This is a genomic window from Gorillibacterium timonense (assembly GCF_001457415.1).
GTDB classification, from domain to species: Bacteria; Bacillota; Bacilli; order Paenibacillales; family NBRC-103111; genus Gorillibacterium; species Gorillibacterium timonense.
This window is the reverse complement of record NZ_LN881724.1, coordinates 361,350-382,457: the sequence shown is the minus strand read 5'-3', so window position 1 is coordinate 382,457 and position 21,108 is coordinate 361,350. Positions and strand designations below refer to the sequence as shown.

Below are 21,108 nucleotides of genomic sequence, written 5' to 3'. Positions count from 1 at the left end.
AGGGCTCCTTGGGAAAAAGAGCGACAAAAAAGCCGAGCGAAAATCAGGGGAATGCCTGAATTTCGCCGGCTCAGTGATAAACATTATGTCATCAGTGGCAGACTTTATGTGCGGAGTGCAGACTTTAATGCAAATCTACAAACCATCCCTCACCAACACCGCCACCGACTCCACATGCACCGTATGTGGGCAATTACTGCCTTTTGGCGGCTTCTGTTATAGTGTGGGAAAGTGCTGTAGAGTCTAGGTTTTTCGGGTTGGCGTGTGCTGACTTGGGGATGCATGAGGGCATTTCACATCAAGATTCACATCAGATTCACATCATCAGGAACGACAAAGGAGGACTACAAGAAGAACAAGCTGGCACGTTGTTCTCCCGAGCCCTCCTCTTTCCCGCTGGAGGTGTTTATTAAGAGTCTAAGTACTTGTTATGTGGATGCCCCTTCAATTGATTTTGAAAGATTGACCTGAATCGAGGACCCCCTATAAAGGAGGCCCTTTACCATAATATTTGCTCGTGAAGGCGCCTATTACAGCTGCGGAAATAGTATCCACAATCCAATCCAGTGCCTTCCATGCGGTTTCTGCTGTTATAGTGATATTGATAATACCGCTATGCCAGAATAGCAGAAGTACACACAGAATAAAAACCCCATAACTAAGTACTTTCAAACTCCTCTCCATAAACACACCCCTTGTCATTATTGACGGCGGTAGCCGTGCTAACGAGGGTGCGCTTTAACGCGATCTTTAAATGGTGGCTGCCTCTAAGCCCACATTCCCTGTTTCCTAGCCTATGAAATTATACTATATTTACCCATTGTTGAAAATACAAAGTATCATATTAATGCAGTAATCGCTCAATGACTCCCAACTTCATGTACATCCGTCAAATCCCCTTATCGATCAATAGCTAGGCAGCTCAGTCTTTACCGTTACGAAAAATTAAATTCTGCTACCCTTCTGGTACATCGCTAGATGGGTAACGCCCATTATCGATCAAAACGCAAATCTGCGTTCTGACCAGTTCTTCCCCGTAGACAGCTATGATTGGCAGCTAAGCGATCGTACAAGCTATTCCTGCTGAACTAGGGGGGTGAATGCGTTATGGTCCTGGGCAATATATCGACGCATGAGGAACACATTAACCGCAGTCTACAACACCCGCCTCGAGGAGATGGAAAATGGTGCGACGGCTCTGGGTGATCGAGTTTTGAAAACGCCAAATTGCGTTCTCAGAATGCGCCACGTCTAGCACGTACGCCACACGATGTTGACCAAGACGCACATGCCCGTACCTACTCCAAACGAGGAATACTTAAACATCCGGGTAGTGAGTTTCTACACCCAAATTATTAACCCGAGAAAACGCTTACTTTCCTGTGCCATGCCGGAGATACGTGCCTCCTGACGCTCGCACAATCCCGCCGCTTCGAGTATTGATAGCATTAGCTATTCCCGCTTTCTTCTTCGAGCTTGCCTAGCCATTGCAAATATGATGACTTCCGAATGCGCCTGCTATTTCCTACTTTAATGCTTAGAATCTCTCCGCTTTGGCACTTCTGGTATACAGTATTCGGATGCCATCCCATTAGCTCGGCAACATTCTTAACGGAGAGTATCTCGGGAAGTTCGTGTTCGAATGTCTTACCTTTCTTTTCGCTATGCAGTATATATTGGTTTAGTGGCTCCTCCATTGCCCCATGCATAGGTGTGTCGATCACCGAAGCGGATGTATTTTGTTTTTCCTGCTCTGTCAACCAGGCGTCGATTGAGGCCAATCGGAATACAAACCTCCCCAACAACTGCGCATGGGGAAACTGCTTCTTACGGCAAAGCTCGTACAACGTATCCACGCTAACACCAACATACTCAGCCGCCTCCTCAGCGCTTACCGTTGCTCGTTTAATGCTGGCCATCTCTGCAATGGCTGCTTTAAATTCCTCGCGTACTGCTTTTCGGAGTTCATTATCCAATCTAATCACGCACTCCATTCAATGGACTTTGCTTGGCTTTTGACTGAGCGCAATTTAGCTTGCGGTGATTATTACCGATCTTCTTATGTTCTAGCCTGAACTCAATCCAGATTTGGATTCAGTACTATACCCAACAGCTTAGACGATCTCGTTTGAAATGATCCCATCTCGACGGCGGCGTATGTTGAACATGCGTCATCTGTAAGATGCCTGAAGAGGAGTAAGTTCAGCTTACCCCTTTTTCAATCAGCGCAATTTTGCGCCGGTTAACCGAAGGCAATTAACGAATCCAAGATTGAATGATTCAGACCGGCGGGACTCGGCGATTTTGCCGACTCGCGAGTGACACGAGTTATCAGGTCTGATCCAATAGACGGTGTGATTGAAACCACATCGCCCAATCACATTGTCATTCCGGATCCCTGCGATTAACTGTCCAGCAATTTAGCTCTCGAACGCTGGCTGTTGACTGAGCAAGGAGGTGATTTGAAGTCACCTCCTTTGATAGTTACTCTTGAATACAGCCGCCAGTGCTCAAGTGTCATATGCACGATTTCGTGCAGATCGATGCATTCGTGGCAGAATCTCCCCCTACCAGCCAAGCGGAATGTATGGTTCTTTCCCAACTTGTTGGGAAGCGAGATCTAAATATTCTTTTACCAAGCAAGGGGGCGGTATGAAACCGTTCCCTATTATAGCTACCCTTGCTATGATTTATCCTCCGTAGGGATGGGGTGATTTGAAATCACATCACATGGCTTTGAACGTTGATGAAGGCGGCTTCTTACTGCCAGTTGGATAGCATCTATGATGGTGTAAGTTGAACTTACGTCATTACAAGCACCTACTGAGCCTCGCTTGCATTGCGCCCCCGCCGATTACTCAAGGCTCGGTTAGAGATCGTTCAAATTCGAGCAAGTCCTCTCTCTTTATTCGACGCAGCCCCCCATTCTTGTATGACCGGATTTCTCCAGACTTAATGAGTAAATGCATTTTGGTTTGTCCGATATTGAGGTATTCACAAGCTTCTGCAACAGTAAGGGTGGGTCGTAGCCCCTCTTTCAGTCCCGCTCCCCTCCCCTTTACAGCAACTTGGTTGTCATCAGAAGCAATCGATGGCCCTGGATCAGATTTATGTTCACCCGCTGCTACCATTCTTCGCTTAGATTCAATGCTTCTTAACAAATATGAGCAGTCACGTCCTGCGGCGAGGCAAACCAGTTCATAGCCATCTTCAGATAGGAAGTTTAAGACCTCTATCAATTCGGTGTCATAATAGGTTTCATTTCGATCGGCGCTTTTAAAATGCCATCCTTCCCTTGTCTGGCGCGTCCTGTTACTCTGAACCTTCGTAAGAATTCCGTGTTCATGATATCTGACAGTAATCGAGCGCTCATTTGTTCTCACGGTCCCTAGCCCCCTTACAAGTGCTTCACATCTACCGTTTCAGATGAAGCAAATTCCCGGCTTCCGCCATCCGTCACTGCTCAAATGTTAGGATACTTTGATGATCACGAATCCCTAAATAAATGTCAATAAGTAGAGTTTCCCTCCGCCATTTCTTTGAGAGTAAGCTTTAGCCATATTTCTCACTCTTAATTTCCAATTTTTGTTTGTTTTTTCGACTTCGCCCATTTTCACCTATATCACCTCAATTCCTGGGGGAGGGGGGTCATGTACGCGCAACCCTCGCGTAAATTCGAAGCTCCCCTGCCCGGTCCCCAAGCGGCCTTTGAGATTTTTGCCCCCGGGGGGGGATAAGAAAGAGGCCGAGTAGGTATACCCGGCCTAAGGTCTGCTCTTATTTAGCTGCACTCTTCTTTTTGATACTCGTCCCACCAATACTTGACTGTCATCACGTCGGGATAGGAAATAAACCCCCCCTGGATGCAAGTCTTGATCTTGTTTTCAGCGATCAACCTTTTCCATTCGTTTAACGGAATGCCCGTGAATGCTTCTGCTTCTTCTGCGGTCAATACAATTTGCCCTTTTGCCACAGGATTCAAAGCTTCGACGAGTTGAACATCACCGTTAAAATCAAAGTAAAATTCCTTATATCCAATCGTGTCCGTATTGATCCGGCTTAGTCTCATTTCCTCTCTCCTTCACCCTGTAGAATCCCGAAGAACGGGTTCTTTCTTTTGATAGGAGACTTGAGTTCATTGATCTTATGATTTACCGTCCCTTTTTCCAGTCCCGCCGCGCTCTCCAGATCGGACAAAATATACACGCATCTCCGGAAAGGATGGGGTTCGGCCGCAACCAATTGCCTTTGCCTCTTGAGTTCGGCAATCTGCTCATCAATCTGACTCAAATGTTCACCCCGAGTTCTCTCAAATGATCGAGATTCACTCTCTGCATCAGGAATATCCGGTATAAGGGAAAGCAACTTCTTTTCAATCACCGAACTGATTTCTTGAGTGGCACTTTCTTGTTTCTGACGAAAAAGACTTTTCTTGGTAAGTAACTCAGTTTCACGCTTTTGCAATTGTTTTCTTGCTGTCTCTTGACCTAAAGCTTCAGCTTCGATTAACAGGGTTTCAAGATCAACGAGTTCGATGTCGATTTCTGTCAGTTCCTTGTTAATGTCCATCAGCCGACTGGCGGCAACTTCTTTATACCTCCAGTACAGTTTTAACAAATCATTAAGTCTATTCATGAGAGCTTCAGTTTTTATTGCGTTCATCCGGAAGTTCCTCCTTTAAATTTTCCGCATTTGTTTTGCTGACTCTTGCACATCGGATATCCTTTTTGCCTTAAGTTTTTCCTTGAGTAGTTCGCGATTTCTTTCCGTTTCAGCAGAAGTGCCCCGCCCGTTTACACATACCGCCCGACATGGGTATTTTCTCTTTGGACGGTTATCCATATCTTCCTTCACCTCCTTCCCTGTTATATAGAATCCAATATCAGCATGTCGTATGTCCCGCTGACATAGCCATCCAATTCGGCAGTTCTTTCTATTAGCTTGACCGCTAATGCTTGAATAGTTTCGACGCTGACCTCTGATAAGGATGCGATCTCCGCCTGGAGCCATTGAGAAGGATCGTAATCTGCCCTAGACAGACTCCAGATAAGTCCTCGATCATTTGAAGGTGTAACGACCATCTGGAATCCTTCAAAATGACTTACCCTCGCTATGGCATATTTTCCACTTTGATCTCTCCCAGAAAGGTGAAACGTAACAGCTAGATCATCCATATCTTCACCTGCAGCAAGACGCTTCTTGAGCGACTGGCTGTACATCTCGGCTACTTCTTCAACTGATGATTCATCCCCTGTCCGAAACAGATTCTCATTGATAATCTGCTCAGCAAGACCACGATATTGCCCGTTTCCAATGGAATGATAAATCCCTGCCCACGAGACCATCACGCGAGCATTAACCTGATGTATTTTCTTCACATCATCCACATACACGCCCGAGGAGAGTAAGGTCCGTCGACGATCAGCAACGGCGATAGCGAAGTTCTTTGCGGCAAATACGGCAGCTAAAGTCATCAGTAATCTCCTCCACCACGACTCTGAACAAAGATTTGTTCAGTTATTGTCGCTACCACACGACTAAGTGAATTTGGTGTAATCTTGATGTTCACCCATCTGCCCCGCTGAACCTTACCTGAACTATCCTTAGCAAGATACGGGATCAGATCAATATCATCTTCATTGGGGCCAAGTCCTAGAATTACATTTCCGTCCACCTCAACTGTAACTGCTGTTGCTGTCGGGCCCTCGAATATCCCAAGTTCAAGTTCATGTGTATGGGCTGGGATTTGGTGAGTATGGTCCATGCCATGTGTATGGGCTGGGACCACATGCGTGTGATCCATACCATGCTCATGAGAAGGAACAATGTGAGTGTGATCCATGCCATGGTCGTGTGGCGGGATAATGTGAGTATGGTGATTGCTATGGCTATGATCCTTTGTAATCACGAATGGATGGACATGGTCACCTTCTGCTGTAATTGCGGGCGCAGTATTTGTAGCGCCGACAATCCCGTGATTATGTGCCGCTGCCGACCCGCCGTGGTTATGCCCGCCGGCCGGAATGGTTTCGCCAGAATAGAACGCTCCGGACCCAGGGTTTTCAAACCATTCGAAGACTCCACCTGTCCTTTGACTGTCTTCTGTGTAAATCACTTCTTCTGGGTTCGATTCTGTCGTATATCTGGTGCTCGGCAAGCTAGACACCGCTGGAGCCGATGCCGTCGTGCTCGTACTACTCGGTCCGGACGATACCGCAGGTGCTGAAGCTGTTGTGTTAATGCTGCTTGGCCCGCTTGATGTATCTGGCGAAGCAGCAATACCGCGGCTGTAACAAAACCATTTCCCCATGGATAACTCCTTTCAATTTACAGGTTGTTTTTTTAGCAAGAAGAATCTAAATAATGCTTTTTAGATCTCACATTATTGGAAGGTGCTCCCTTGCCTGGTCTACAGGACATACCTCCAAAGGTCGAGTGATTGTGGGTCCTGTTTTGTACCGCTGCAGCAACCGGTAAAACTACCTCATAGCCTTTCCCATTTGATACCTGAACTGATCCAGCGGGAGACCGAAGGCTGCAGCGGCTTCACTCATGCTGTAATCGAGCGAATGAAAAGACCGTCGAAGAATCTCCCTATCTGTATCAGACAAGGCGGCTAACGCCCATTCTATGGGTTCAAGGCGCTCCTTAACCTCATCTAGTTTAAGGGTAAGCTTACCCCCTACTTCCTCCCGCCTGATTGTTGTCGCCTCTACAGGAGCGCTATGGAGCCCGGTAACTGCTCGAGGCATTCCGTCCAAGCGCGATTGTCCTGGACGAATACTCTTGTCCAACTCGTCGAGCCGCTGCTGAAGCTCCTCTCGATCTACACGCAATGCATTGTAAGCCATCAGTTCTCGGCGGGCTTCTCGCTTCCAATCCAATAGGTCATCCCCTTTGTACCGGTAGGTATTTGTTCCGCTTTTTAGCGGTGTAGGAATTGTAACCCTACATAGCTCGGCTTCAATCTTTGAGAGTCAGGTTTTGGCGGATTGTTCGCACACGCAGAACTTTAACAATTCTTAACAGCCCGACCTTACCCGTCCTTACTGACTCCCCCCTGTTACTGCTGTCCAAGGACGTATGTTGTACATACCCCCTTGCTCACCAAAATGTTCTTATTCTCCTATAAATTTAACGACCTTCATAGATTTCTCCTATGATGAGTCAAACCTATCTCCACTTGTGGAGAATACCTCCATTTATCCGATCGTTGATTTACCCGCTCTACCCTCGACGCTCCATGAGGTTCCGCCAGAATTCGAAATCATCCAGCGGTTCCTCATCAGCTTCTTTTGGAGCATTTTTATTCAAGCGGGTGCTTAGGAGAGCCGTTACTTTCTTGGCATACTTCTCGAATGCTTCAGGATCAAACTTATAGAATTCCTTGAAGATCAGATTCAAGATGGTCTCGAGCGTGTTCCTCTTCGTCTGATCCGTGCTGATTGTCATCACATTGCCTTGAAGCTTAATCCGGAACTCTCTGATCTTCTTCTCTTTCATGACCCGCCTCCTGCTGAGAGATTCTGCCCTAGAAGCTTGATATCGGCGTCGGTCCAAATTTGGACCTATCATTTCAGCCGGTAATTAAGCTCGATCCCGCCTGAGAGGGTGACACGATAATCTCTGCACATCTCGTTGATGCGGCTGCCGATCCCCTCATCGATTTCACAGATTTGAGCAATCGTCTTCTCCGAGCTGATCAGGAGCGGCTTCTTCTCCAGGTACCGATGATTCACAATGCCGAATAGCTGCTCAAGCTGGAAGTCAGTCGGTTTCCCCCTGCCCTTGAACATATCGTCGATGTAAAGAACCTCGCATTCCCGCAACCGATGAACCTTCTCTTCCATCTTCGACAAATCGTCCTTGATCCCGTTGAAGCCTTCCACCCAAGGGAAGTAGAGAACCTCGATACCTCTCGAAAGCAGATTGTTCGACACGGCCATGAGGAGGTGCGTCTTACCGCATCCAGGACGGCCCAGAAGCGCTATGCTGTTCTGCGGGGTGCATCTGGCTTTCTGGAAGTCCAAGACGTAGGAGCGAGCAACCTCGAAGGCCTGAGCAACAAGCGGCGGCCTTCCCTCCAGGTTGAAGTTCCCGAACATCTTCTTCTGGAACTCCTCCGTTATCTGGCTGAATTGCATGAGCCGCTTGATCCGTTTCCGCTCCGCGCACTCGCAACTCCTCCAGTATTCCGTTCCGTCTTCACCGAGAGCGACCATTCCACCCTCGTCCTGGCATATGTTGCATTCAAAAGACTCCATCGCCTGAGCGGGTGATTCGGCTGCACGGATCCGTGCGGTCGAGGAATGCGTACTCGCTCTCTCCTTCGCTTCCAGCAGCCATGCTCCGAAATCCTTTACCTTTTTCACTGGTTATCCCTCCTTCGAGGTAGTCTTTATAGCGTTCGCCATTCAGGAACGTCTTGGCGTGCTTGACGTACTGAGGCTCTGTCCTGAGTCTTTCACACTCTTCTCGATAGTGCTTGGCACACTGGATGATCGCCTGCGGATCTTCTCCCTCTTTGACTCGCTTTTGAAAGGTTTTGAGAGCATCTTGTTTGCCTATTTTTCGGGGGTAGATATTCCAGAATTCTGCGAATGCAGATGAGCATATATTTATGTCTTTAATCTTTACTGTCTTTAATATGTCTTTAAGAGGCTCGGAAGCCGCGTCCTGACTGGGGAAACCGGTTGTCTCGGTTCTTGTTTCAATAACCATCGGTTCTTGTTTTAATAACCGTTTTTCGGTTTCGGTTATTGTTTTAATAACTTCGCCTTCCTGCTTTGGTTCTTGTTTTGATAACTCAGGGTTGTGGTGATCGGTTATCAATTCAATAACTTTAGCCGGCGTCTGTTTGGAGTTCTTCAAGTTCAGATGAATTAATTCACTAAACCGGTCATCATCCCATTTCCTTACCTGAATTAGTTCCCATATTTCAAAGTTGCTTTCGAATCGAAATTGATTATTCTCTCGATCCCATTGGATAACCTTGCACTGCTCTAAGTAAGCGAGCTCACTGGTGATATTCGTCTTACCTACGCCACAAAATGAAAAATCCTTGAGCAAGGGCACGATTGCCACTTCTTGATTGCAGCCGTATGAAAGGCGCCAAAGGAACATAAGAATATCCTTTTGCCGCTTACTAAAGTCCCGACGGAGAACCTCGTCCCAAACCTGGTTGGCAATGCCAATGAAACCGCCTCTATGCCGAGAGCTCGCCACCCTCCTCACCCGCCTTCATTCTTCCTATGCGGTTACGGCAATGCCGTCTTTCCCCACAAGTGGGGAAAACCCAGTTCCTCGCTTCTCCTTATGCAACCAGCAGAAGCGTATGCCTGCAAAAGGTCTCCCATAAAGCTTCCGGAATCGAAGCGCCGTTGAATACCTCATTTTATCGGGATGTCGTTCCCATTTTCTAAGTTGCTTGATCGTCACTCTAAGAGCCTTCGCTGCTTCTGACTCACTCAGCCCTGCCAATTGTCTAGCCGATCTAAGGGTAACTTCCTTCATTCTCATTTCATGCCGTTCACATTTTTCCATAGAGCCCGTTTCACTCAGTCGAACATAATTTCCGCAGTTATTGCACCTTACCAACAGACTATAAATACCGGTATTCTTGTTGTGGATACCACGAGCTTCAACATGAGCCCCACAGCAAGTGAAAGTGGTTTTGTATGCGATGGAAAGACCCTGCATCAACCTACCCACCGTGACATTCATTACATGCTCTCGCTCGGCTTCAGTGAGGTCATCGTATTTCCCAACGGCAGAACGTGCATCCTCCATTACCTTTGAAAACACCTTACCAGCCTTACCGTTCATCACGAACGGGATAAACATAAAAGCGATCGACTGGGCGGGGTATTCGAAATGATTCGTAGTCATGGTATTGCTCCTCTCTAAGATGGATGGTATGATTGCCGTAACGAAATTACGTAAGCGGGTCTTGATCGGGTGGTGCCGATTAAGACCTTTTTCCTTTCCTGCAGACTGTCGAGAGCCTATGTAAGCGCTGAGCCAAACTGAGCGAGAACCATTCCCTACCGGTTGTGACCAAGCCGTTCACTCTCCTTATCGTTTAAATTGTGCCAGCAGTGCCGCCGGCCCGGAGCCAAGCGTCCAGCTTGTCCGGGTGAAAGAAAATCCGGCTGCGGATCTTCGTTGCGGGGATCTGCTTCTCCCTGACCATCTGATAGACCGTAGAGCGGTCGCAACCGATCATCTCCGCAGCTTGCTTTACATCAATCAGCCGCCGAGGTGCAGATGCTTCGCCAGCTTCTTGGCCGGGCACCACTCCCTGCCCTCTGAACGGGAGCACTTTCCCCGCATTGCTAATAACGGATTGCTCGATAGGTGTCATACTAATCCACTTCCCCTCTCACATTTTCAAGTTTGCTGAAACGGTTTGGTCGATGAAGAATATTGCTTCCAGAATCCCCGCCACCGCTTCCTGAGTCGTATACTCAGGATCAAGCGACATTCCACTCACAACTTTCACCAGCCGAAGCTTTGCCTCGGACAATTCTTCGATAGTGAGCCAATCGACTTGATTCGGCTGCTTTTCTTTCATGTCGCCGCCCCCCTTTTTTTTCTGCATGCCCACATCTGGGCACAATCCAAATCTGGATTCAGTTGATACTTAATAAGGTGACCGCCGATAGTGCGCTGCAGCCTCTTCCAGCGAAACGCGATCAAAGATAGTATGCAGGGCTTTCACCAATTGCTGAATCTGTGCCGGGGCTTGTCCGGTCCGCTCAGCAGCCAGAATCGCATAGCCAAATGCGGATTGATTGCTCCAGGTCTGCACTTCAACAGCTTGACTCTCGCCGGCTTGATAGGCGCGGATCAGAAGCTGCTCTACTTCATCCAGCAGTTTGATTTGATCCGGCATCAGTCCTGCAGGGAAAAACTTGACTGCCAGCTCATGCCGCCGCTGGGCGGCCGTATACTCCAAATCGGTCATTGCTCTTTCCTCCTTTTGCTTGTTGCCACTAGTGACCACGGTGTGATGGTTTCAAACTAAGTCATCATATCTAGTTGCTAACCATGGTTTGCATTAGAATCAAAAAAAATTTCCTTGGGCTGTTTTTTCAATACATCGCAGATGGCGATCATTAATAATCCATTTGGAACCTGACCACGCAATTCAATGTTGGTAATGGTTTGTCTACTTGAATTCGCTCGACGAGCAAGCTCTGATATGGACATGCCGATTTCTTTTCTTACCAATCTTAAATTGTTGCTAACCACGAGTAGCACCTCCTTGCTAATCATAATATAGCATGTTATCATAAATGTCAACCATGATTGCCAATTAATTCATAGGGGGTAATTATCATTACCGATATTGGTCAATATATCCGAGAAATTAGAGGAAAACGTAGTCTGCGGGAAATTGAACGCCTTTCAGGTGTTAGCAATACTTATTTAAGCAGCATCGAGAAGGGCAAAGATCCACGTTCTGGAAACGAAATAATCCCTTCCCCCGATATTCTAAAAAAACTCGCTCCGGCGCTAGGCGTCATGTATTCCGATTTAATGGTCAAGGCCGGATATTGGAGCAATACAACCCAAGAAGATGTAGATGCATTCTTTGGCCGTCCCAATCGAAGTAACAGCCCTGTAGTAAAAAATGTGTTTGAAGAGCTTGCACACGAACAAATAACCGACAAAAACGGAGCAAAGGTAACAATTGCATTAACTCCAGATGAACTCGCCAGACGTTTTTTCGACTTGCAATTTCTTCTACAACGAAGGGAAAAGGTTTATTTCTCCAGTCATGAGCTTTCTTATGAGGAACGCCAGATAGCACTGAATGTCCTTACTGCTCTATTTCCTGATCATGATAAGGAAACCGACAAATGATTGAAATTCATATAGACCAACATCAAGTAAATGAGTTTGTTAAAGAGAAAATCTCCGACATATTAAAGCAGCTAGACTCAGACTATGTATTTTGGGATTCTAAGCAATTATCGAAACTGACCTGCATGAGTTGGGGCACTATTCAAAGCACATTTTTCTTTCACCCTGATTTTCAAAAACATAAGATCGGGGGGAAGTGGTACTTTCCCGCCCGAGAAGCCCGCGAATTCTTGGAAAGATGGTTAAAGGAACACTAATCGAGAGGGTGATAAAATGGCAAATATCCAGCAACGCAGTCCGAATAGCTGGTTCTTCACTGTTTACACCGGCGTTCAGGCGAACGGCAAATACGGTCGGCGAACAAAGACGATCACCATAACTGACGAGGCGCTACTCAAGACGAAGAAGCGGCTGCAGGATCACCTGGACATGGAATATGCCAAGTTTCGGGAGGAAGTGCTGGCCGGAGAGTTCATTGCGCCGCAGAAGATGACATTCGCAGCCTTCGTGGAGGAATGGCGAAGCAAATACTCTGTGAAGCAACTGGAGCATAAAACGCGGATCGCCTATGAGTCTCATCTGAAGAAACGGATCTTGCCCACCTTCGGCCACATGAAACTGGAGGACATCAAGCCGCTACACATCGTGGACTTCCTGGAGAAGCTTGGGCAGGACGGCGGCCGCGGTGATCGGAAGAGCGGCGGGCTGGCTTCGGGGACAATCCAGATGAATCACCGCATCCTCAAGAATATCTTCTCCCGGGCGGTCGAGTGGCGCGTCATCAAGACGAATCCTGCGGGATCCGTCCAGAAGCCCAAGGTGACCAGCAAGGATATCCTGCCCTATGACGAGCAAGAGGTTCGGCAGCTCCTCACAGCCCTGCAGCGGGAGCTCTACCACTGGCGGATGATGATCACGTTGGCGCTTACAACGGGCCTGCGCCGAGGCGAACTGCTTGGGCTGGAATGGAAGCATGTGGACTGGAAAGCCGGAACAATCGACGTCTGCCAGTCACTTGTACAAGCTCTCAAGGGCGAGATCATCGTCAAAGAACCCAAGACCAAGAATTCCCGGCGGAAGGTTGCCTTGCCCGCTTCCGTGCTGGAGGAGCTCCGCGAGTACTATGCTTACCGAGTAAAAGAGCGTGATACCATTGGAGCCGGTTGGAATGGGCGGGATCGAGAAGGACGCGAATGGAACTTCGTCTTCTCTCACCCTGACGGCACTCCCTTCCATCAAGAGCGACCTTATCTCTGGTTCCGGCACTTCATCCAGAAGAACGGCTTCCGGTACATCCGCTTCCACGATCTGCGTCATACCTCCGCAACGCTACTCATCAACCAGGGCGTTCATGCTAAGATCATCTCCGAACGGCTTGGCCACGGCAACATCACCACGACCATGAACATCTACGGCCATGCTCTCCGCTCTGCAGACCAGGCAGCGGCGGACAAATTTGAATCCCTGTTTGCTCCGAAGAAAGAACGGAACGATAAAAGACGCTCGGCTGAATAACTCCGGGCGTCTTCCTTTATGTCGAATATTCTTTATTTGCGGCTCATTATTTGGGATTTTCACATCAAATTCACATCAACAGGCCCGAATAGGCCCTGTATTACACACTTCGCCAACCCTGTGATACTCCGAAAAACACCTTACACATCAAGCATTTCCGCGACCTGTTTCATTTTTAACTAGCTGAGTGACCGACTCCACATGTACCGTATGTGGAAACATATCTACTGGCGTGACTTCTTCTACTCTGTAGCCCCCATCCACTAGCACTCGCAAATCCCGTGCCAAGGTCGCGGGATTGCAGGACACGTACACGATGCGCTCCGGCCGCATGGCGAGCATCGTGTCGAGCAGCTCCGGCTCGCAGCCCTTGCGGGGTGGGTCGACGACGATGACGTCCGGCGTGATGCCGTCGGCACGCCACGTCGGGATGATCTCTTCGGCCTTGCCGACGGCGAAGTCGACGTTAGCAAGGCCGTTTAGCGCCGCGTTGCGGCGGGCGTCGGCGATGGCTTCGGCGACGATCTCGACGCCGTAGACGCGGCCCGCATGCTGTGCGAGGAAGAGTGAGATCGTCCCGATGCCGCAGTAGGCATCGATGACGGTCTCGCCGCCGGTCAGCGCGGCATAATCGAGGGCGGTGCGATAGAGCACCTCCGTCTGCACGGGGTTGACCTGATAGAACGATCGAGCCGATATCGCGAACTTGATGTCGCCGATATAGTCGTAGATCGTCTCACTGCCCCAGAGCACATCCGTCCGATCGCCAAAGATAACGTTAGTCTGACGGGTGTTGCGGTTCATGCAAATGCTCTTCACGCCGGGAATGGCCTCACGAATCGAATCGACAAAGGCTTCCTGCTGAGGAAGCTTGTCTCCGTTCACGACCAGGACAACCATGATCTCACCTGTACGGAACCCGATCTTCGCCACCACATGGCGAAGCAGTCCTTCCCCGGTTTCCTCCTTGTACGCGCTGATCCCCAGACTGCTGGCGATCTCCTTGACCTTGCTAATGACATCGTCGTTCGCCTCATGCTGGATCATGCAGGCATCCATGTCAATGATCCTGTGGCTGCCTTGGGCGTAGAAGCCGCCGACCAGGCCGCCTTCCACTTCCCCCAATGGAACCTGAGCTTTGTTGCGATAGTTCCACGGATTCGGCATGCCGATCACCGGATGAACGGGGATGGCGCCAGCAGCGGACGTATCATCCGCTCCCACTCCCGCCACCGGGAGCTTGCCGATTCTCTCCAGCGCATCCACGACGATCTGCCGCTTATGGCGCAGCTGTGCTTCATAGCTGAGATGCTGAAGCTGGCAGCCGCCGCATTGGTCGAAGATCGGGCAAGGCGCTGCAATCCGGTCGGGGCTCGCTTCCAGCACGTTCAGCAATTTGGCGTAGCCATATTGCTTTTTCACCTTCAAGACCTTTACCCTAGCCCGTTCACCCGGCAGCGCGCCTGCCACAAAGAGAGTGAACCCATTGACCCGCCCCACACCTTCGCCATCATGCGTCAAGCCGATGATCTCCGCTTCATACTCTTCATTCTTCGCAACCGGATATTCCCGCTCATCTCGTACGGATGAGGGTTGCTCTCTATGTTTCCTCGCGGAATCCTTCCCTTTGGTGGGCCTTGATTTTTTGCTCATGCCGTTCCACACTCCTCGTTAAAAAGAGAAAACGGGAGCGGCCAACCGCCCCCGGATCATTTATCGAATTCCGATTACTTATCAAATAAGAGACGTCCTTAGGACGAATACCCGATCATTCCATAAGAATTAGGAGATACCGAACTGCGCAGATACCTTCAAAGAATTTCAGATAGCGATAATACTATATTGAATCAGATCGATTTCCATAATCTAAATCCAATCGCATCCGATGAACATCCGCTTCTGCCCTACTCCTCCAGCTCCTCCAGCAGACGGGGTGGGATGGCATGATGACGGCTGCCCGTTTTGTAGGTGAACTGGCCGGATTCATCCGCGAAGATCTCCAGATGGGATGGCAGTACCGATATCTCGCATGGCAGCGTGCCCCCGTATTCGCCGTCCAGGTTGAGTTGGACGTAATCGGAGGATGTGACGTTAATCTTGGACGTCCGAATGTACCGGATGTTCGGGTCGTTCATGTGATCGCCGCGCATGGCGGCGGTGACGATGCGGATGAACTCCGCCAGGTTGCATTTGCGCAGCAGGATCAGGTCGAGCTTGCCGTCGTTCAGGCTTGCATCGGGGGCCAGCTTCTCGAAGCCGCCTACCGAGTTGCTGTTGGCCGCGAGGAACAGCATGATCTCTTCCTGCAGCACTCCGTCATCAGTCTCGAGATTAACCTTGATCGGCTTCAGCGAGGGGAGCTTTTCCAGCCCCTTCACATAATACGCAAGCTGCCCGAGCAGGGTCTTCAGTCGGCTCGGAACCTCGTAGGTGAGCTCCGTGAGCGAACCGCCGCCCGCAATGTTGATAAAATACTTCTGGTTCACCTTCCCGATATCGATCGGAATCGTATTCTTCCGGAGGATGAGGTCGCATGCGGCTTCGTAGTTGCGGGGAATACCCATCGCTCTGGCAAAATCGTTGGTCGTCCCAAGCGGCAGGATTCCGAGCTGAGGACGGTGCGGCTGCTCTGCAAGCCCGTTGATGACTTCGTTCAACGTTCCGTCGCCACCGGCGGCGATTACGACATCGAATCCGCGGCGAACCGCTTCTTGAGCCGCCAGCACCGCATCACCCTCCCCCTTCGTAGCGTGGGTGGAGGTCTCCAGCCCGCCCTGCTCCAGCCGGTGAAGAATGTCCGGCAGCCTGCGCCTCATCTCCTCCCTGCCTGACGTGGGATTGTAAATTAACCTTGCCCGTTTTCCCATTCCAACCACCCTATACCCAGTTTGTCCCGTTTTCGCCCGCTTGATTGATCGCGTTTACACTGATCGTAAAAATCCATGTCATATACAGCGCAACAGACGGTGGTCAAGCCCATGCGATCCATCCGTTGCGAGCTCGCGCCACCCATTATGGTTGCTACAATGCGGACCATCCGTAGGGAGCATGCTTCAACCCTTGTAGTTGCTTCAATGCTGCCCATTCGTCAGGAGCATGCTTCAACCCTCACTGCGGCTCCTATGCAGCCCATCCGTCTGGAGCATGCCTCAACCCTTGTGTTTGCTTCAATGTTCATGCAGCTTCTCTATGTTAGTATGGTTGTTCTATGCTGGCGCAGATGCTTCAATGCTTGTGGGGTTGCTTCTTATGATTCCATTCTTTGCCGCGAGTCCGCAGCCCTTGCTTGCTCCAAAAGCTCCGTATACTGCTCGAACAGCCAGGTCGAGATCAGCGGGTTCGGCAGCAACGCGCATTGAGCATAAGCGTATAGGCCGTAGCTCTCGGAGAGCCGTGCGGGAATCACCGTCCGGGTGAAGACCCCTTCGCTCAAAAAAACCGGAACTACGCGGACCGTCCGGCTCGGATTCTTGGAGAAGAGGCGATCCAGCTTGCTGCGCACCTCGTTCTGATCCGGCAGGAGGAGAGCCGTCTTCGCTTCCCCGTAACCGGCCATGGCCTGCACCTTGGCGGCGAGCAGCCGGATGGTTCGGCGATAGCGGCGTTCCAGTCGGGGCACCGAGCTGCCGTGACTGACGAGAAGCAGTGCCTCGTTCTCGGGGTCTGTCTTTTGCTCCTCTATTTTAGCATAGATGATTTGGGCAACGGTAGCTTCGTCTTCCATCGGTTTGCCAAAATGAATACGCGCCCGGTGGGGAATCGGCGGAAGCTTTTGTTTGTCTGAGCGAAGCCGGGATGAAACAGGCGCTGGTTCCTCCTCATCCTCCTCCAAGTAAGGGGGGAGAAAGCTCGCCCCGAGCGACTCCGCGATCTCTTCCACATGGCTGCTGCCCGACGAGAGAAACAGCGGAATGACCAGAATGTCCGTCACTCCCGCATCCTCCAGCTCGCGAATGCCATTCGGAATCAAGCGGCCTTCCACCTGTTCAAGAAAACAGCAAGAAACCGGCGTTCCTTTGGGAAAAGGAACCCCGGCTGCTGCAACATCGACGAGCCGGACCCACTCGGGATCGCTGGACCCGTGGCTGATAATGAGTACACCGAAGGTTTGCATAACGTCTCCGCTTAGCGGTCGAGCCGTTCCAGGGCCATTTTGTACCCGTCGTTGCCATAGTTCAGGCAGCGTTTCACTCGGGAGATGGTTGCAGTGCTGGCGCCGGTTTCGGCTTCGATCTGATTATAGGTATTGCCCTTGCGGAGCATCCGGGCGACTTCCAGACGCTGGGCGAGGGATTGAATTTCATTGACCGTGCATAGATCATCGAAGAACGTGTAGCATTCTTCTATGTCTTTTAGGGTAAGAACGGCCTCGAATAGCTGATCAATGGATTTGTCGTTGAGTTTTTTGAGCTGCATAGTGCGGTCTCCTTCATCGTGCGATAACGTTAACATTCGATAGTAAAAAGGAAAATTCCTGCTTGTTCTTGTTTTGGCCTGTAAAATTTTTAAGCGTTACTGCGTTAAACTCCACAAAAGCGGATAAAACGGGGCATTCGTCCATACGAAACAAATGCCTACCTCATAGATTATATACAAAACACCCATAAAAGGAAAAGGGTTGTGACTTCATGATGACTATACAACATCCGGGTTATTCCCGGCAACACCCGGGAGTGCGCGCTGCGGGCTCCCGGCCTGTTCCGTCCTCTTACCCCACAGCACCTACGGCCGGTCCGGTCAGAGCTGGAGTCAATGTCCCCGCAACGACCGGCTTCTGGCAAGGCCCTGCCGCAGGCGGCGGCTTCCCTGTCGGTGGCTTCCCCGGCGGAGGCATGGGCGGCTTAGGCTTTCCGTCGATGGCCCCTGGTATCGGTGCAGGCGGTGCTCCCGCTTCCGGCGCCGGCTTCGGCGCTAGCGGGCTGCCTGCCCTACCGGGCGGAGGATTCGGCGTAAGCGGGCCGCCTGCGCTGCCGGGCGGGGGAGGCTTTGGCTTCGGCGGCGCGCCTGCCGCTGCACCTGCTGCCGGAGGAGGTGGCGGTGGCTTCCTCGCCAACCTGTTCGGCGGTGGAAGCGGCGGTGCCGCCGCTGGCGCAGGTGGAGCGGGTGCCGGCGGACTATCGGCAGGCGGAATCGGTGGCTTCATCCAGCAGATGGGCGGCATCGACGGAATCATCGGTACCATAACCAAGATGCAGAAGATCGCCGGAACCATGCAGCAGATTGCGCCGATGTTCAAGCTGTTCTCCAGCCTCGGCGGGAAGGCTTCCGTCAAAGACAGCGACGGAGACGGCCTAGCGCCGGTGAAGCGCAGGAGGAAGAAGCGCCGCAAAGGCGGCACCGTACGCAAGCGGACGGGTGGAGGCAGTCGCACCGGCGGAAGAAAGCGGAGCGGGACCAAACGCAAAACCAAACGATAACGGAACGAAACCGCGCGTACCCGAAGCCTTCAGGATACGCGCGGTTTGCTTAACGGAATGGTTGTGGCTAGGTCGGAAGCAGCGTGTGTTTGGTAATGGAATGCTTGTGGAAAAGCCGACAGGGGCGTGCAGTTTACTTAACGGAGTGTTTTTGCTGCCGACAGAGTTCGCACAGTTTACTCTACAGAATTCCTGCTTTGCTGCATAGCCGCTATCGAATCAAGATGTCCGCACCGGAGCCCGGTAGTACCTGGTCTCGTATTGGACCGGAACGAAGCTGTTCTTCATGCTTTCCGGGAGCGGGACCCACTTCCAGGATGCTTTGTCGAAGAGCACATAGGGCGGCTTGCCTTCCGTCCAGGTGCGTGCAATCAGCTTGCTCCCGAAGGGCCGAGGATAATACCCAGTTGGCGGCGCAGGCAAGTTTCGAATTTTTCCAAGGGGGCTCCCATTCGCATCCGTTTGCTTGCTCCCTTTCCCGTTTGGCTCCCAATACTGATAAACACCCGTCCCCGTATTGCCCAACTCGCTCACTTCAATCTTTTCCAAGTATACGCCCTGCTCGTCACCGGTGATCCACCGGCTCAACGGAACTTCACTTCGGCTCCCGCCCGACTGCTCCAGCCAAGTCACCGCATTTCCCTTCACCGTCCCGCGCCAATAGGTGGCATTCCTTCGGAACAGAGGAAGAGCGGTCATCGGATGATATTTGTGCAGGTCATACGTGACGAGATATTCCTTCTTATCCGCGATCTGCTTCGTCCCTCTCTCGGAGAATACTTGCATATCGACCGGATAGAGATACTCCCCATAGGTCTTCGAATCGTAGCGGGTCTCCGTGACATAGAGCCGATCCTTTGCCCGGTCATAAGCGGAGCCGCTGATCCATCCGTCCGTTGGCTTGGAAAACACGACCTGGGACCGCGGTTCGCCACCCGATGATATCCCGGTATCCAGCCGTTCAACAGCATCGTTGTAGGTGAGGAAAAAATGGCTGTTATCGATCCAGGCTACCGGAGAATAATCCATCAGATCGAGAAAGAGGAGGTCTTTCAGGACGCGCGGAGCACGGCCTTTTTGCTCCAGAACCAAGCTGTAGCCGGTATAGTGGGCATCGCCATCCGGATCATAAAACTTCAGAAGGCCAACATAAGAGGAGCCGTCCGGAGATGGGGAAATATAGTCATAATACCCGTCCAGCGCACTCCACGAGATCACCGGGCCGGAGCCTTCCTCATACCATTTGGATACCGCCGCCCGCAAGACATCGATTTCCTGGTATTCCATTCCGCTCAACGCTTTACCGGATTCACTATAGACGTATCTCAGGTTTACTGTCGTCTTCGTCTCCGTCGGGTCTGTCGTGATCTTCAGCCGCTGCCGATCCAGCCAGTCCGCAGGACCTTCCAGCTTCACCTCTTCCGTTCGAATCGGCTCGGAAAAGGTGACCACCGCCTCCGTCTGACCCTCCGCGAGCGGAATCACAGACAGAATGAATCGGCTGCGCAGCAGCGCGAGACCGTCCGCCTTCATCTCCAAAGGCTCGCTTTTGACAAGTGTGATCGGGGGAAGATCGGCAAACATCAGCTTCACCGGAAAGCTCGCGTCCGTAAGCCTCCATTCGTATCGAAGCATACTCAATTCGGGATTTTCCACTTTGACCGAGAGGGTTGCTCCTTCTGCCTTTAGGGATGCGACAAGCCGATTGCGATCTTCCTCCGGAATCGACTTGAAGGTGATAAAGCCGTAAGCCTGATCCTTCTGAAGGGAATAGGTTCGAGCAGCCGAGGGCAGGTCGCCTTCCGCATAGCTGATCAATTCCTGGGAACCGCTATCGTCCAGTTGACCCATGTAGAACTCCGTTACTGCGTCCCTGAGGCTCAGGGCAGATTTGTCTGCGGTTGCTGGTGGGGTGGAATTACCATCCGAAGGTGCCGGACTTGCTGATGTATTCGCTCCAGCGGGCTGCGCACCTTCCGTCTGTAGTGAGCCTGTGTGGGTCGGTGTGCCAGATGTGGGAATCCCGCTATGGGGTTGGTCGGATTCGGCGGGGGTTAGCCATTCGCTCTCCCCTGCCGCGCCCCCCGGCCATTCACAGCCACCCAGAGTGCCGAGCAGAAGTGCCGCCAATCCAATCCCGAGCAGCAGGGAATGAAGCTTCCTTGTTCGTTTGCCTTTTCGCATCGTTCAACCGTCCTTTTCCACGGATCGCCTCGCTAATTACCTCTCTTGTAGGTAATGACGATCTTTGGAAACTTTTGGTTGCACAATCAGTCGAGATGTTTATGCAAAAACAGCCGCTTACGCG

General features: G+C 51.0%; 23 protein-coding genes and 1 pseudogene. 5 read left to right on the top strand and 19 right to left on the bottom strand.

All coding sequences use genetic code 11. From position 1 onward, the window contains the following. Window positions 1–1,448: 1,448 nt before the first annotated feature. The 14 genes from BN2684_RS25020 to BN2684_RS14380 all read right to left on the bottom strand — a co-directional run bounded on the left by BN2684_RS25020 (window position 1,449) and on the right by BN2684_RS14380 (window position 11,253). Entirely contained in the window at window positions 1,449–1,976 is a 528-nt protein-coding gene (locus tag BN2684_RS25020; RefSeq protein ID WP_058302877.1) for a helix-turn-helix domain-containing protein, read from the bottom strand. 882 nt (window positions 1,977–2,858) lie between these two features. Further along, on the bottom strand, window positions 2,859–3,383 hold the full coding sequence (locus BN2684_RS25015) for a helix-turn-helix domain-containing protein (RefSeq protein WP_058302876.1): 525 nt from the start codon (window positions 3,381–3,383) through the stop codon (window positions 2,859–2,861). Window positions 3,384–3,781: 398 nt separating this feature from the next. After that, window positions 3,782–4,069, bottom strand: a complete 288-nt coding sequence (locus BN2684_RS14440; RefSeq protein WP_058302875.1) for a hypothetical protein — start codon at window positions 4,067–4,069, stop codon at window positions 3,782–3,784. Continuing rightward, window positions 4,066–4,662 (bottom strand): hypothetical protein, encoded by a 597-nt coding sequence (locus BN2684_RS14435; RefSeq protein WP_058302874.1) that lies wholly within the window; start codon window positions 4,660–4,662, stop codon window positions 4,066–4,068. Before BN2684_RS14435 ends, BN2684_RS14440 begins: the two co-directional genes overlap by 4 nt. A gap of 203 nt (window positions 4,663–4,865) precedes the next feature. Beyond that, window positions 4,866–5,474, bottom strand: coding sequence for a hypothetical protein (locus tag BN2684_RS14430; protein ID WP_058302873.1), 609 nt, complete (start codon window positions 5,472–5,474; stop codon window positions 4,866–4,868). Next, window positions 5,474–6,310, bottom strand: a complete 837-nt coding sequence (locus BN2684_RS14425; RefSeq protein WP_148449977.1) for a hypothetical protein — start codon at window positions 6,308–6,310, stop codon at window positions 5,474–5,476. The genes BN2684_RS14430 and BN2684_RS14425 overlap by 1 nt, the downstream gene beginning before the upstream one ends. Before the next feature lie 917 nt (window positions 6,311–7,227). Further along, on the bottom strand, window positions 7,228–7,503 hold the full coding sequence (locus BN2684_RS14415) for a hypothetical protein (RefSeq protein ID WP_058302870.1): 276 nt from the start codon (window positions 7,501–7,503) through the stop codon (window positions 7,228–7,230). A 68-nt stretch (window positions 7,504–7,571) separates the two neighbouring features. Beyond that, on the bottom strand, window positions 7,572–8,264 hold the full coding sequence (locus BN2684_RS14410; protein WP_108722221.1) for a DnaA ATPase domain-containing protein: 693 nt from the start codon (window positions 8,262–8,264) through the stop codon (window positions 7,572–7,574). Further along, entirely contained in the window at window positions 8,251–9,225 is a 975-nt protein-coding gene (locus tag BN2684_RS14405) for a replication protein (protein ID WP_159065806.1), read from the bottom strand. The genes BN2684_RS14410 and BN2684_RS14405 overlap by 14 nt, the downstream gene beginning before the upstream one ends. Window positions 9,226–9,249: 24 nt before the next feature. Next, a complete protein-coding gene (locus tag BN2684_RS14400) occupies window positions 9,250–9,888 on the bottom strand; it encodes a helix-turn-helix domain-containing protein (protein ID WP_058302867.1) in 639 nt (212 codons plus the stop codon). A 193-nt stretch (window positions 9,889–10,081) separates the two neighbouring features. After that, on the bottom strand, window positions 10,082–10,363 hold the full coding sequence (locus BN2684_RS14395) for a helix-turn-helix domain-containing protein (protein WP_058302866.1): 282 nt from the start codon (window positions 10,361–10,363) through the stop codon (window positions 10,082–10,084). Window positions 10,364–10,381: 18 nt separating this feature from the next. Next, a complete protein-coding gene (locus tag BN2684_RS14390; RefSeq protein WP_058302865.1) occupies window positions 10,382–10,573 on the bottom strand; it encodes a hypothetical protein in 192 nt (63 codons plus the stop codon). Window positions 10,574–10,642: 69 nt separating this feature from the next. Beyond that, window positions 10,643–10,966 (bottom strand): hypothetical protein, encoded by a 324-nt coding sequence (locus tag BN2684_RS24305; RefSeq protein WP_108722220.1) that lies wholly within the window; start codon window positions 10,964–10,966, stop codon window positions 10,643–10,645. A gap of 77 nt (window positions 10,967–11,043) precedes the next feature. After that, window positions 11,044–11,253 (bottom strand): helix-turn-helix transcriptional regulator, encoded by a 210-nt coding sequence (locus tag BN2684_RS14380; protein WP_234340245.1) that lies wholly within the window; start codon window positions 11,251–11,253, stop codon window positions 11,044–11,046. A gap of 81 nt (window positions 11,254–11,334) precedes the next feature. Here BN2684_RS14380 and BN2684_RS25390 point away from each other — a divergent pair. From BN2684_RS25390 to BN2684_RS14365, 4 genes and pseudogenes are all read left to right on the top strand, one after another. Then, window positions 11,335–11,514 (top strand): annotated as a pseudogene (locus BN2684_RS25390) (helix-turn-helix domain-containing protein); the annotation flags it as partial. 12 nt (window positions 11,515–11,526) lie between these two features. After that, the gene (locus tag BN2684_RS25010; RefSeq protein WP_058302864.1) at window positions 11,527–11,868 is read left to right on the top strand and encodes a hypothetical protein; all 342 of its coding nucleotides are present in this window, start codon (window positions 11,527–11,529) and stop codon (window positions 11,866–11,868) included. Beyond that, window positions 11,865–12,125: a group-specific protein gene (locus BN2684_RS14370; RefSeq protein WP_058302863.1), complete on the top strand. Its 261-nt coding sequence runs from the start codon at window positions 11,865–11,867 to the stop codon at window positions 12,123–12,125. Before BN2684_RS25010 ends, BN2684_RS14370 begins: the two co-directional genes overlap by 4 nt. Before the next feature lie 16 nt (window positions 12,126–12,141). After that, window positions 12,142–13,383: a site-specific integrase gene (locus BN2684_RS14365; protein ID WP_058302862.1), complete on the top strand. Its 1,242-nt coding sequence runs from the start codon at window positions 12,142–12,144 to the stop codon at window positions 13,381–13,383. A gap of 147 nt (window positions 13,384–13,530) precedes the next feature. Here the strand turns inward: BN2684_RS14365 and rlmD are convergent, their stop codons facing one another. The 4 genes from rlmD to BN2684_RS14345 all read right to left on the bottom strand — a co-directional run bounded on the left by rlmD (window position 13,531) and on the right by BN2684_RS14345 (window position 17,799). Further along, window positions 13,531–15,036, bottom strand: coding sequence for a 23S rRNA (uracil(1939)-C(5))-methyltransferase RlmD (gene rlmD / locus BN2684_RS14360; RefSeq protein ID WP_058302861.1), 1,506 nt, complete (start codon window positions 15,034–15,036; stop codon window positions 13,531–13,533). 251 nt (window positions 15,037–15,287) lie between these two features. Beyond that, window positions 15,288–16,250 carry a diacylglycerol kinase gene (locus BN2684_RS14355; protein ID WP_058302860.1) on the bottom strand — a complete coding sequence of 321 codons (963 nt, stop codon included), beginning with the start codon at window positions 16,248–16,250 and terminating at the stop codon, window positions 15,288–15,290. 380 nt (window positions 16,251–16,630) lie between these two features. Next, window positions 16,631–17,497, bottom strand: a complete 867-nt coding sequence (locus BN2684_RS14350; RefSeq protein WP_058302859.1) for a sirohydrochlorin chelatase — start codon at window positions 17,495–17,497, stop codon at window positions 16,631–16,633. An 11-nt stretch (window positions 17,498–17,508) separates the two neighbouring features. Next, window positions 17,509–17,799 (bottom strand): YerC/YecD family TrpR-related protein, encoded by a 291-nt coding sequence (locus BN2684_RS14345; protein WP_058302858.1) that lies wholly within the window; start codon window positions 17,797–17,799, stop codon window positions 17,509–17,511. Between the two features lie 212 nt (window positions 17,800–18,011). Here BN2684_RS14345 and BN2684_RS24740 point away from each other — a divergent pair, with 212 nt between their 5' ends. Further along, a complete protein-coding gene (locus BN2684_RS24740; RefSeq protein ID WP_187385774.1) occupies window positions 18,012–18,800 on the top strand; it encodes a hypothetical protein in 789 nt (262 codons plus the stop codon). Between the two features lie 219 nt (window positions 18,801–19,019). On the opposite strand, the gene BN2684_RS14335 is transcribed toward BN2684_RS24740, so the two are convergent. After that, on the bottom strand, window positions 19,020–20,984 hold the full coding sequence (locus BN2684_RS14335; RefSeq protein WP_148449975.1) for a hypothetical protein: 1,965 nt from the start codon (window positions 20,982–20,984) through the stop codon (window positions 19,020–19,022). Window positions 20,985–21,108: the final 124 nt, after the last annotated feature.

Bases quoted from the DNA above. Each gene is read 5' to 3' on its own strand.
- BN2684_RS14440 (WP_058302875.1), bottom strand. From the start codon at position 4,069: ATGAGACTAAGCCGGATCAATACGGACACGATTGGATATAAGGAATTT.
- BN2684_RS14435 (WP_058302874.1), bottom strand. From the start codon at position 4,662: ATGAACGCAATAAAAACTGAAGCTCTCATGAATAGACTTAATGATTTG.
- BN2684_RS14430 (WP_058302873.1), bottom strand. From the start codon at position 5,474: ATGACTTTAGCTGCCGTATTTGCCGCAAAGAACTTCGCTATCGCCGTT.
- BN2684_RS14425 (WP_148449977.1), bottom strand. From the start codon at position 6,310: ATGGGGAAATGGTTTTGTTACAGCCGCGGTATTGCTGCTTCGCCAGAT.
- BN2684_RS14415 (WP_058302870.1), bottom strand. From the start codon at position 7,503: ATGAAAGAGAAGAAGATCAGAGAGTTCCGGATTAAGCTTCAAGGCAAT.
- BN2684_RS14410 (WP_108722221.1), bottom strand. From the start codon at position 8,264: ATGGAGTCTTTTGAATGCAACATATGCCAGGACGAGGGTGGAATGGTC.
- BN2684_RS14400 (WP_058302867.1), bottom strand. From the start codon at position 9,888: ATGACTACGAATCATTTCGAATACCCCGCCCAGTCGATCGCTTTTATG.
- BN2684_RS14395 (WP_058302866.1), bottom strand. From the start codon at position 10,363: ATGACACCTATCGAGCAATCCGTTATTAGCAATGCGGGGAAAGTGCTC.
- BN2684_RS14390 (WP_058302865.1), bottom strand. From the start codon at position 10,573: ATGAAAGAAAAGCAGCCGAATCAAGTCGATTGGCTCACTATCGAAGAA.
- BN2684_RS24305 (WP_108722220.1), bottom strand. From the start codon at position 10,966: ATGACCGATTTGGAGTATACGGCCGCCCAGCGGCGGCATGAGCTGGCA.
- BN2684_RS25010 (WP_058302864.1), top strand. From the start codon at position 11,527: ATGTATTCCGATTTAATGGTCAAGGCCGGATATTGGAGCAATACAACC.
- BN2684_RS14370 (WP_058302863.1), top strand. From the start codon at position 11,865: ATGATTGAAATTCATATAGACCAACATCAAGTAAATGAGTTTGTTAAA.
- BN2684_RS14365 (WP_058302862.1), top strand. From the start codon at position 12,142: ATGGCAAATATCCAGCAACGCAGTCCGAATAGCTGGTTCTTCACTGTT.
- rlmD (WP_058302861.1), bottom strand. From the start codon at position 15,036: ATGAGCAAAAAATCAAGGCCCACCAAAGGGAAGGATTCCGCGAGGAAA.
- BN2684_RS14355 (WP_058302860.1), bottom strand. From the start codon at position 16,250: ATGGGAAAACGGGCAAGGTTAATTTACAATCCCACGTCAGGCAGGGAG.
- BN2684_RS14350 (WP_058302859.1), bottom strand. From the start codon at position 17,497: ATGCAAACCTTCGGTGTACTCATTATCAGCCACGGGTCCAGCGATCCC.
- BN2684_RS14345 (WP_058302858.1), bottom strand. From the start codon at position 17,799: ATGCAGCTCAAAAAACTCAACGACAAATCCATTGATCAGCTATTCGAG.
- BN2684_RS24740 (WP_187385774.1), top strand. From the start codon at position 18,012: ATGATGACTATACAACATCCGGGTTATTCCCGGCAACACCCGGGAGTG.
- BN2684_RS14335 (WP_148449975.1), bottom strand. From the start codon at position 20,984: ATGCGAAAAGGCAAACGAACAAGGAAGCTTCATTCCCTGCTGCTCGGG.